The sequence below is a fragment of the Nonomuraea turkmeniaca genome (assembly GCF_005889735.1).
Taxonomy (GTDB): domain Bacteria; phylum Actinomycetota; class Actinomycetes; order Streptosporangiales; family Streptosporangiaceae; genus Nonomuraea; species Nonomuraea turkmeniaca.
Genome location: NZ_VCKY01000311.1, coordinates 1 through 10,730 on the forward strand (window position 1 = coordinate 1; position 10,730 = coordinate 10,730).

General features: G+C 63.9%; 13 protein-coding genes. All 13 read right to left on the reverse strand.

Features of this window, described 5'->3' with window-relative positions:
• The coding region (locus ETD86_RS48715; RefSeq protein WP_138673428.1) for an AMP-binding protein at positions 1-945 on the reverse strand (945 nt) is incomplete at its 3' end.
• Positions 946-947: 2 nt separating this feature from the next.
• Complete coding sequence (locus ETD86_RS48720) at positions 948-2,033, reverse strand: LLM class flavin-dependent oxidoreductase (protein ID WP_138673429.1); 1,086 nt, start codon at positions 2,031-2,033, stop codon at positions 948-950.
• 497 nt (positions 2,034-2,530) lie between these two features.
• On the reverse strand, positions 2,531-2,734 hold the full coding sequence (locus ETD86_RS48730; RefSeq protein WP_138673430.1) for a hypothetical protein: 204 nt from the start codon (positions 2,732-2,734) through the stop codon (positions 2,531-2,533).
• Between the two features lie 151 nt (positions 2,735-2,885).
• The gene (locus tag ETD86_RS56240; RefSeq protein WP_170223700.1) at positions 2,886-3,026 is read right to left on the reverse strand and encodes a hypothetical protein; all 141 of its coding nucleotides are present in this window, start codon (positions 3,024-3,026) and stop codon (positions 2,886-2,888) included.
• A gap of 34 nt (positions 3,027-3,060) precedes the next feature.
• Positions 3,061-3,672, reverse strand: a complete 612-nt coding sequence (locus tag ETD86_RS48735) for a hypothetical protein (RefSeq protein WP_138673431.1) — start codon at positions 3,670-3,672, stop codon at positions 3,061-3,063.
• On the reverse strand, positions 3,673-3,942 hold the full coding sequence (locus tag ETD86_RS48740; RefSeq protein ID WP_138673432.1) for a hypothetical protein: 270 nt from the start codon (positions 3,940-3,942) through the stop codon (positions 3,673-3,675). It lies immediately after the preceding gene.
• Positions 3,920-4,744, reverse strand: a complete 825-nt coding sequence (locus ETD86_RS48745) for a polymorphic toxin-type HINT domain-containing protein (RefSeq protein WP_246149416.1) — start codon at positions 4,742-4,744, stop codon at positions 3,920-3,922. The genes ETD86_RS48740 and ETD86_RS48745 overlap by 23 nt, the downstream gene beginning before the upstream one ends.
• Positions 4,741-4,953, reverse strand: a complete 213-nt coding sequence (locus ETD86_RS48750; RefSeq protein ID WP_138673433.1) for a hypothetical protein — start codon at positions 4,951-4,953, stop codon at positions 4,741-4,743. The genes ETD86_RS48745 and ETD86_RS48750 overlap by 4 nt, the downstream gene beginning before the upstream one ends.
• An 89-nt stretch (positions 4,954-5,042) precedes the next feature.
• On the reverse strand, positions 5,043-5,399 hold the full coding sequence (locus ETD86_RS48755) for a hypothetical protein (protein ID WP_138673434.1): 357 nt from the start codon (positions 5,397-5,399) through the stop codon (positions 5,043-5,045).
• A gap of 13 nt (positions 5,400-5,412) precedes the next feature.
• Positions 5,413-5,598 carry a hypothetical protein gene (locus tag ETD86_RS48760; RefSeq protein WP_138673435.1) on the reverse strand — a complete coding sequence of 62 codons (186 nt, stop codon included), beginning with the start codon at positions 5,596-5,598 and terminating at the stop codon, positions 5,413-5,415.
• Between the two features lie 314 nt (positions 5,599-5,912).
• Positions 5,913-6,239, reverse strand: coding sequence for a winged helix-turn-helix domain-containing protein (locus ETD86_RS57630; protein ID WP_281287096.1), 327 nt, complete (start codon positions 6,237-6,239; stop codon positions 5,913-5,915).
• A 194-nt stretch (positions 6,240-6,433) separates the two neighbouring features.
• Positions 6,434-6,832 carry a hypothetical protein gene (locus ETD86_RS48770; protein WP_138673436.1) on the reverse strand — a complete coding sequence of 133 codons (399 nt, stop codon included), beginning with the start codon at positions 6,830-6,832 and terminating at the stop codon, positions 6,434-6,436.
• 137 nt (positions 6,833-6,969) lie between these two features.
• Positions 6,970-10,730, reverse strand: a 3,761-nt coding sequence (locus ETD86_RS48775) for a golvesin C-terminal-like domain-containing protein (protein WP_211370799.1), incomplete at its 5' end; no start/stop codon positions are given.

Genomic DNA, 10,730 nt, shown 5'->3' on the forward strand with positions numbered 1-10,730 from the left:
ACCCTCCGCGAGCCCGAGGAAGGTGAGCATGCCGCCCACCTCGGTCTGCCCGTACCCGCCCATCTTGGAGCGGCACCACGGCGAGTCGTCCACCGTGATCATCTCGTCCCACTCGGCCGAGTGGGAGACGAACCTGAGCGACGACAGATCGTACTTGCCGCCCGCGTTCGCCTTCACCACCGCGTCGATCATCTGCCCGAACAGGAACGCCTGCGTCACCCGCTCCGCGTCGATCAGCCGGCAGACCTCCTCCGCGTCGAAGGCGGGTGTGAAGACGTTGGTGCCGCCGATCTGCAGGGTGGCCAGGCAGAACATCATCGTGCCGACGTGGAAGAGCGGCCCGTTGTTGAGGAAGGTGAAGCCCGGCTCCATCTGCCGGACGACGAGCAGCGAGGCACTGTGGGCTATCAGCGCGGCGCTGCTCTGCAGGGCCGCGTTGGGCCGCCCGTCGAAGGCGGCGGTGTAGAGGGCGAGGGTCGGCTCGGTGTCGGCCACCTCCGGAAAATCCCGGATGGACCCGCCGGCCACCAGCTCCTCGTAGTCCTCACCCGCCTGCACCCAGACCGCCGGCCGCGATGCGCCAGGGTCGGCATGCAGGGACCGGGTGGTGTCGGACGGCTCCCAGATGACCACCGCCGGGGTCAGATCACCCACGATGAACCGCAGCTCGTCCTCCGACTGCCGCCAGTTGGCCGGGCAGAAGATCGCACCCAGCCGGGAGCAGGTGAGGAGCAGCTCCAGCACGGCGTGCGCGTTCTGCCCGAGCCAGAGCACCCGGTCACCCGCGGAGACCCCCAGGCCGGCCAGGGCGGAGGCCAGCCGGGTCACCCGGGTGTCCAGCTCCGGGTATGTGAGCCGCACCTCCCCGTCCACCACGGCCGTGACCTGGGGACGGCTGCGGGCGTGCTCGGCGAGAACGTCTGAGAGGGACAGGCTGTGCATCATCTTCAGCCTCCAGAGGGATCGTCAACGGGCTCGTCAGCGAAGGCCGGCATGACTTCGGCCGCGAAGAAGCGCATGATCTGCTTCATCTCCTCCAGTGGCATCGGCCGCGTGCTGCCGAAGTCGCACAAGAGGTTCGAGAAGCCGGCGTCTCTGAGCAGCGAGATCTGTTCGATGACCCGGGCCGGATCTCCGATGACATCCAGCTGCTCCCACCGGAAGTCGGTCGATACGGTGCCGCCCTTGAGGTAGCGGGTCTGGTAGAACTCGAACCCTTGGGCGGCCTGTCCCGTCTTGGGGTCGATGGGGGCGCTCTTCTCGTTGAAGATGCGCGAGCGGTCGAACGACGCCTCGAACCGCGCCTGGTCCTCGCGGGCCTGCTCCAGCGTCGGGGCGACGTACACGCTGCGCGCCACCACCAGCTCGGCGCCGTCCGGATGCCCGGCCTGCGCGGCCGTCTCCCGCCAGGTCTCTGCCGCCTTCACGACCTTCCTGAACGTGGCCGCGGGGTCGGCCAGAATGGGCAGGCCGCGCTCGGCGTACATGGTCACGGTCTCGGGGGAGACGGCCGCCACGTGCAGCGGCGGGTGCGGGGTCTGCAAGGGCCGCGGGACGAGAGAGACCTCGGCCCCCGTCTTGTAGAACTTCCCCTCGTGCTGGTACGCCTCCTGCGTCCAGAGCCCGACGATCACCTCCAGAGCCTCGTTGAACCGGTCCCGCGCCTCCGCCAGATCGATCCCGAACCCCTCGAACTCGAAACTCTGATATCCCCGCCCGATGCCCAGATCGAGCCGCCCCCCGGACAGCACGTCGACCTGCGCCGCCTCCTCGGCCACGTGAATCGGATTGTGCAGCGGCAACACCACGATGCCCGTGCCCAGCCTGATGCGCTCGGTGCGGGCGGCGGCGTGGGCGAGCATGGTGAACAGGTTGGGGACGACCCCGTAGTCGCGGAAGTGGTGCTCGGCCAGCCGCACCCCGTCGAACCGCAGTTCCTCGGCCAGCTCGATGAGCTCCAGGTGGTAGTCGTAGACGTCCTTGAAGCTGTGGCCGTCGAAACGGTGGAAGAGGTGGAAGGTCGAGAACTTCATGCGGCGGCCCCTCTGGAGGTGAACCAAGCGCTCGCTTGGGAGCGTACCACGCCAAAAGCATGGCCTTCCACAGCGACGGCACTCCGCGCACAGGAGCTCCAGCCAGCACGGCAGCAGGGAGGATGACCGCCCAGGTCGGGGTCAGTGCGGACCTGGCTGACAACCACCACGCCGTCCTCGGGGCGCAGCGCCTCACGGATCACATCGTTGACGTAGCCGTCGCCGTAGAACTGGCGGTGTCGACGTGGTCAACGCCGAGCTCGACTACGCGGACCAGCACCGCAATGGCTTGAGCACGGTCACGGTGCAGGCGAGCGAGCTGCATCGCCCCGGTAGCCGACGCGGGAAACCGTGTTGCCCCCGAGTCATCCGGTCCCGTCAGGGCGTGGAGCGTCGGTGTGGATCACCGCACTGTCTGCTTGCTGCCGTGGGCCTTGCCTGGTGCCGGCTGGTCGGGGCGGACCGAGTTCGCTGCTGCACCTCATCGACGCGGACGACTACCGCGGCTTCTTCGCCTCGGCCGCCCGGCATCTGTGGCCCGGAGGCGTGCTGGCCTTGGACATCTTCAACCCGACCTGCACGAGCTCACCCGCCCACCGGACGAACGCACGCAGTTCCTGCCCTTGCTGCTCGCGGCCAACAGCTTCCGCCTGCTGCGCCGTGACGGCGACCTCCAGGCGGCGACCTGACGCCACCAACACCCGCCAGGTCTGCGTCTGCGAGCCGATCTGACCCTGCGTTCGCCGACCTCTCGGCGAGACGATCAGGCCTCGCAGCCGTCAGAAGGACGAGTTCGGCCGGGTCGGCGGTGGGTGCGGGCTGTCGCGGGCGGTGTCCTTGGGGGTGTGCGCCTCAGGCGTAGGCCCAGGCGCCGTGGCAGGCGCGTACCGCCATCACCCAGGCCAGGCCGGCTTGGCGGCGGACATATCTGCAAGCGGGCAAGGTGAAGGGCACCCAGTGCCGCTGGGCGCCCTTCGGTCGTTCGGTCAGCATCCGGGCGGGTCGGACACCGTTCGAGCGGGCTCTTCTACAGCAATGCGCGAGTGTCGAGCCATTCCTGTACCTCGGCGCTGATCCGCGGATCGGTCACCTTGCTGGAAACCCATGGCAGGGCGCCCAGAATCATTTCCACCTCATGCAAGGCGGAAAACTGGTGATCCGGCTGGAAGTCGGCCGGCTGGGACTCGACCCCGACGGGTGCGTAGAAGTCATCGTCCGCGGCGTCGTACTCGGCCCTCCTTCCACGAGCATCTGCAACCGCCTGTTCTCTTGAAAGTGACAGGTGCTCAAGAGCCCATTCGGCAGATCCATCGGGTGTGAGGACCTCCGGGAGCTTGTTGACGGGTGGATTGATGCGAAGTGCCATGGCCGCGAGCCTGAGAAGCCAGTACGCGCCGAGCGACGGACTGATGTCCCCGCGGTCTACGGCAACTGTCACCGCCGTCGCACCGAGCTCGAAGTCTTCTTTTCGCTGATCAGGCGCGACCTTCTGAAAAGGGCTCACGCCGATCTCGATCGATTCGAATACCGAGAGCCACCACTGTGGTGGGGCTCCTTCCGGGAAGCGAGAACCGACCCACTCGGGCAGATCAGCGAGCGGAACACTTCGGAGTTCTGGAAGTCCGGCTTGTGCGGCCATCTACGGTGCCTTCCCACCGTAGTCTGTGATTACTCGCCGCGGGATCCTGATCCCGGCCAGGCCGAACGCATCGACGCCTCGCTGGATGAACGTGGCCGCACACTCGGTGCATGGCGTGTAGTGACCGGTGAAATTGTCGAACATCGTCACCGCGCCCTGGCTGTTGAACGTGATCTGGCCGGCGGCCGTTACCTTCTCGTCGCCTGAGGCGATGGTGTGATGAATGCCGGGACCGGCGGGGACGATGCTAAACTGACCATTCTCTCCCACGGTCCATAGGAAGGTTCGCCTCCGGACGTCGCACGCAAGAACTCCGGTGAACCTGCAGTGATCCGGGATACGCCCGCGAGGGCTGCTTCCATTTGTTCGATGGGCAGGCGTCGGGCTTACTATTGGAGACGGGTCCACAATTGCGGTTGTGCACCAGGACCGGCGTGTCACCGGCCACAGCATAGTACGTGTGGATGTCGGCCACTGTCAGGTTGTGAACCTGCTGGATAGCAGTCCACCGCTTGACCGCAGTGACCTGTACGTAGGTGCCCGAAGAGGTCCGCAGCCACATGCAGGGCTTGAGGTCGGTCGCGAACATCCATCGGTCGAGTTTTTCCACCCAGAACGGATGCTCATCGGTGGCCACGATTACCTCGCCGGAGTCGCCGGCCTCGATCCGACGCCTATCGGTAACAGTGACCTGGGCCAGATTCCTCTCGCTTTCGCCGGCGAACACCGCCAGAACGGGCCTGGCCTGGGATTCTCCCGTCTCCGGGTCCGTGGCCAGCACCTCATCGCCGACCCGTACCTCGGAGATCGGTTTCGTCGTGCCATCGGCCATCAGGACTTCGGCGTCAGGGGTGAAGCTGTTACAGCGGCGCACCAGCGTTCCGAGGAACTTCCCCGAATCCCCGCCGAGGGGCACGAGCCCGACCAAGTCCCATACCGCGCCTTCGGTGTCTCCCTCCGACAGGTGCTTGATCATGAGGGCGATGTCGGCCGGTGTGCCGACGATGGGCAGGAAGCTGAGGGCTTCGAGCTCCCTCTCGCCGCGGCTTACTCCGCCAGAGACACCGGTCACCCGCCCCAAGGACTGTACTGGAACGGCTTGGTGAGCTTGCCGGCCACCTCTTCGTCCAGAACCTCTGCGGAGAGGCCGAGGTAGGAGTATGTGGTGGTCTTGGCGTTGGCGGTGCCTTCCTTCTCGGTCTTGCTGGTGCGATCGAGCGACTGCGCATTGAAGACGTTCCCAAGGTACGTGTGAAGCCTGATCCCGACGATCGCTGCCATCAAAGCCGGAGCTGGGACCCGCGACCAAAGATCGCTAGGCGCATGCGCGTGGGCCTGGAGGCGGCTCCTGCCTCCAGGCCCTGCAAGCGTCAGCCAGCGGACTTCCAGTCGAAATCCAGGTGGGCCTGACGTGCGATGGTCCGCAGCTCTTCCCAGGCAGGAGCCGTTGCGACCGCCTCTCCAGTCCAGAGCTCGGCACCATGCTCGGTCATGTGACTCAGCTTGGCGTCGACCGGCAGGAGCGCTTGGTATGCCTCCTGGCTCAGCAGGCCTTCGTGCACCTTTGCCTGAGCCAGATGCAGTGCATCGTCAAATTCCAGAGCCAGTTCGTCCACGTCGACCTTCAGACTTCGCACATGCTCCAGCTGCCGGTCGGCGTCCCAGCTCAACTGGCTGAGGACATTGCGGATCCAGCGACGGAACTCGGGTTCCTGTTCGCCGGTCATTGAATTATTCCTCCTATGTCTCCGTGCGTGTCCACGACCCGCCAGTACGGGTCTGGCCCATGGCATAGGTGGGGAATTGCAAGATGCGCAACCAGTCCTTGTTCTGCTCGGCGAAGTTCGCCAGGTCGGCGGCCAGGTGGATGTTGAGGTTGTCCCAGCACCAGACCAGCGGCGCATCGAGCTGCAGGTGTGTGGCCACGATGAAGGCGCGGTAGTCGATCCAGGGGAAGCTTTGGGCTCGTGCCTGCGGCCGTGATAGATGAGCAGTTTGTAGAACAGGTGGGGCCGCTCGCCGGGCCGGAAGCACAGCACGCCGGCCATGTTGACCCGGCCGACCCGTTTGCCTCGCACGGTCATCGTCGGGCGGGTACTTCGGGGTGCCCAGGTACGTCCTTTCGGCGGCCTCAGCTCCTGACCTGCCTCGTCTTCGAAGCAGATATAGGCGCCCAGGTCCGCCGCAGTGGCTTTACGACCGGCCACACCTCCTTCTTCCAGGTGGCGATCGCGGCCTCGTCACCCCTCCAGGGCGCGCTGGAGCGGCACCTGCACCGACCAGCCGTGCCGGTGCAGCAGTTTGCCGACGCCCTCGATGGTGTACCCGAGGTGGAACAGCTGGCCGATCAACGTCTTGACCCGCGACAGGGTCCAGCGCTGGTCCTCGGCGAACCCGTGCGCCAACGGCCCCCGCTCCAGTTCGGCTTCCAGCCGCTCCCACTGCGCGTCGGTCGGCTTCTCCCGCGAGACCGGCCCCTTCGACCGCAGCACCTCGATGCCGCCCTGTAGCCAGGCTGCCCGCCAGCGTCCCACCGACCGCTCACTCACCCGCAGATCCCGAGCAATGTCACGGGTGAACTCCCCAGCCTCGAACCGCTCACCGCATGGAGACGTAACCGCTCCCGCCGCTCCTGCTCAGCGGGCGTGTACCCGCCCCTCTGTCCATACCGCATGTCCCTGTCGTACACCAAGAACGACGGGTAGTCACACTCTGCGACTCTACGAATTCACCCTGCGTAGGCGCGCTGGATTAGCATACTTCACTCTTGACTATTGTATTCGATCATGCTTTCAAAGAAAGTATCAGCGAGCGCGGTGAGTTCTTCTACTGATAGCCGAGGCGGGCTATGGAGATGCGCAATACGCTTTCCAAGCTCGTCCGGGATGCCAACTCTGTATTTCTCAACATAATAAGCTAGATCGCTTGGCCATGCCCATTCGCCGTCGGTTTGTATATTTATAATTCCGATGATGGCACCGCGTTCGCCAAGGATATCTTTTACGGTCGTACCCGTGGCGGCAAGGATGGGGGCATCGCTTAGATAGTCAACAATTTCGTTGACTTCTCCCGCCAGATTTCCTAGTGACATGTGAATGCTTGGTCCGCTAGGGTCGCCGTGTTCGAGTTCCCGAAAAAATCCTGCTTGTTTGATCATCATTCCTCACGTGCGGATTGTGTACATCGAACACTCATACTATAGCGTAGCCATAGTGTTAAGTAAAGCGATCAAGGCGTCGACGGAGCCGGGAGAAGCTCCGCCGACGCGTAGGGTTGTTAAGACGATCACCTAACCGACTATCGCTGACCTGGTTTGAATACGCGCCAGGTACCGCTGGGCTTCGACCACGTTGGTCCGACTACCATACGGCCATTCGGGAAGACCCACAGTGTGTCTGTCGGCGCAAGCACCTTCACGCCCAGTTTGTTGGCGAGGTTCTGAGCGGCTGATGCATTGCAAGCACCGGTCTTGCAGGATATCAACCTGACAGGTCCGCCCTTGTATGTAGGGCTGTTCTTTATGAGTCTCGCCAGGAGTCTATGATCTATGGTTGGCCCGTTTGCGCTTGGCGCGAATCGCGTCGGACTGCCATGGATAATGACATCGTGATAGCCCGCCCTGTTGCGTACCAGAGTAGCAAAATCTCCCATCTTGTCGCCGATTGCCGTAAAGTTCGTGGCGTTCCCTCGCTGAGCTCGAAATCCCCCGGGCCACAGCGGAGTACCCGTTGCTATTTCCGGTTCATCTGCCGTCCGGGGCCCTTTGCCGCCGGTGTAACCCTCCCAAAAGGCGACGGAGCTCTTGTCGCCTTCAGGATGGGTGTCATCCCAGCATGTCAACCAATCCTGGTTGATTCCTAGCGCACACGGATCAACGAAGGCGCCTTGATCTGCCAGCGAATAGTAGATCCCCCATATCTTGTCCCCGAAGGATCCCTCATTGATCTTCTTTATGGTGTTGGGGTCGTCTGCCGTTGGTAGGTTAACGTTGGTGTTGCGCCGCTTGGTCCCGGCCGGGTCACATTCTTTTCCATAATTTCCAGCGCATTGGGATCCGTCGTATTTCGGATTGTGCCACGGCCGTGGCTCATGGCCGTCGAGCTCGATGTTGGTGATGGGGTTGCCGCCGGTGAAGGCGTAGCGGTTGCTGGTCCAGGGGTCGAGGCCGAGGGAGAGGTCATCGAGGGCGCCGTTGTAGGTGTCGAGGTTGAGGAAGCGGTTGAGGCCTGGGTTGTAGTCGCGGAACCCCATGTCGTACATGCCGGTGGAGTTGTCCCAGCGCTTGGCGTTGAAGCGGTAGGGGTTGTACTCCTCCTTGGTGGTGGGGTCGATGGGGTCGGGCTTATCGACGCCGGTGAAGAGTTTGTCGTCGTTCTTGCCGTAGGCGGTGTAGCCGTAGGTGGCCCTGGTGTCGCCCGACTCGCTCGTGATCTGCTCGACGTCGGTGTGCGGGTTGTAGCCGTAGTAGGACGACTCATCCGACCCATCGGTCTTCACCTTGAGTTGGGATAGACGCTCGCCCCAAGGGCTGTACTGGAACGACTTGGTGAGCTTGCCGGCCACCTCTTCGTCCAGGACTTCGACGGAGAGGCCTAGGTAGGCGTACGTGGTGGTCTTCGCAGTGGCGGTGCCTTCCTTTTCGGTCTTGGACGACGTCCTGTCAAGCGGGTCGTAGGTGTAGGTCGTGACGGTGTTGGTGGTGCCATCGGCGCCGAGCTTTTCGTGCCGGGCGACGTGGTCGAAGCCGTCGTAGGTGTACTTCTCCCGGGTCTTGCCACCGCCCTGGATGGTGCGCAGCCGGCCGTAGGGGTCGTAGGTGTAGGTGCTGGTGGATCCGTCGCTGACGGAGGTCATCAGCCGGTTGCGGTCGTGGACGAAGGTGGTCTTCTTGCCGAGGACCTCCTGTTCCCAGACGTTGCTGTTGGGGTCGTGGGAGTAGGTCTCTGTCTCGGCCGTGCCGCCGCCGGTCGGGGTTTTGACGGTTTTGGCGATGCGGTCGCGGGGGTCGTAGGTGTAGGCGTAGGTGTGGTCTAGGTAGGCGCCGGGGTTGTCGGCGTTTTGGATCTTGGCGTGGTCGCTTGAGCGGTGCAGGTTGCCCTGGTAGCCGATCGTGTGCTCGGCCACGACCGTGGCGTTGGGCTTCTTCTCGATCGAGTGGCGTAGCACTCTTGACAGGAAGTAGTCGTAGGTGACGGTGTTGCCGTTGGCCTTGGTCTCGCTCTGGCGTTCCGCACGGGGGGTGTAGGTGTAGCGGGTGGTCTTCGGCGCCGTGTCCGAAGCGCTCTTCTTATTGACGACCTCGTTCACCATGTCGCGGACGTCGTAGCCGTAGGTGGCCACCGTCTTGTCGTGAGTGCGGACGGTGACGGCACTGTTTTCGTTGTAGGCGTAGCTGGTGGTGTTCTTCAGCGCGTCGTCGAGGAACTCCTTGATGGTGTCGATCTGGTTGAGGTTGGTGTAGGTGATGTCCCACACGTCGATCTTGGCGGTTGGGGACTTGTCCTCGATCTTGGTGAGGTTGGCGTTGGGGTCGTAGGTGTAGGTGAAGTCCTTCTTCTCTGCGTCGCTCTCGCCGGTGTTGTCACGGACCAGCTTGACGGCGTCGGCCGCCACCGCGCCGTTGGCGGCGTCGGTGAGGGTGACGCTGTGTGCGGTGCCAGTGGTGAAGGTGTAGCTGCCCATCTCCACCCAGGTGCCGGCATTCTGGGTTTGGTCGACGGTGACGTTGGCCTCGCCACCCTGGTGCTTGACCGTGTACTTGGCGTTCGTGGCCGTCGCACCCGTCGGGTACTGCACCTGCACCTTGTACGTGCCGTCGGAGGGTGTGGTGAGGTTCCAGGTGAACGACGACTGGCCGGTGCCGGCCGGAGCGGTCGCGTAGTCGTAGCCGACGAACCCGGTCGCCGTGGATTGCGGGCCGACGATGTTCGAGGCCGAACTGCCGCCCGAACCCGATGTCCAGGTGCCGGTGGTGGTTATCTGGCCGGTGTCGGAGTTGTCGTTCATGACGACGTCGAGGCCGAGGGGGACGCCGTCGTCGGAGTGGGTCTTGAGTTTGCCGTCGGGGTAGTACGTCCAGTCCAGGGTCCGCTGGGAGGAGCCGCCCGCGCTGGTGACGGTGCGGTTCTTCTGCAGGCCGAGCTCGTTGTAGTCGTAGGTGGTCTTGATGTCCCACGGGTCAGTGGTGGTCTTGGACCAGCCGTTGTCCCAGTAGGTCATCGTCGAGATGTTGCGGATGGTCTGGCCGTGCGAGGGCGGGTGGGAGATCGTCTTCAGCCGGGAGACCGGGTCGTAGGTATAGAGGACCTTGTCGGGGGTGTTGTAGACCGGGTCGGACCGGTCGTACGGGTAGATCTCCTCGGACGGCCGGTTCAGCTTGTCGTAGACGGTTTCGGCGATGAAGTCGCCCGGGTCGTCGGTGGTCTCCACGCCGCGCGGGGTGATGACCTTGGTCTTGTTGCCGACCTCGTCATAGGCGAACTGAGTGGTGACGTACTTGATGACGCCGCCGGTCTCCGAATGCGGCACCTTCGTCTCGATCACGTCGCCGCGCGCGTTGTAGGTGGTGATCGTCTTGTTGTTGTCCTGGTCGGTCTGGCCGACGACCAGGCCGTCCAGGTCGTACTCGGTGGACGTCTCGAACCCGGCCGCGTCCTTGACCTTCTTCACTTGGTGGTTGAGGTCGTAGGTGTAGAAGGCGGTGTAGTCGTCCGCGGTGGTGGCGTTCTTGCGCGGGTCGATGACCGTGGTGACGTTGCCGACGTTGTCGTAGCGGTAGGTGAGCTTGTGCTGGTCGGCGTTGAGGACATCGGTCAGCTGGTAGATCGGGTCGTAGGTGTAGGTGGTGGTGTACTCGGCCGCATTCGCGCCCGGCAGGTTGCCCTTGGGCTCGGTCTGGGTTTTCAGGTTGCCGGCCAGGTCCCAGGCGAGGGTGGCCTTGCGTTCCGGCCCGGTGGTGGTGTCCTTGGGCAGGATCGACTCGACCAGCTGGTCGGCCTTGTCGTAGGCGGCGGCGGCGACGGCGCCGTTGGGGGCGGTGGTCTTGGTGACGTTGTCGT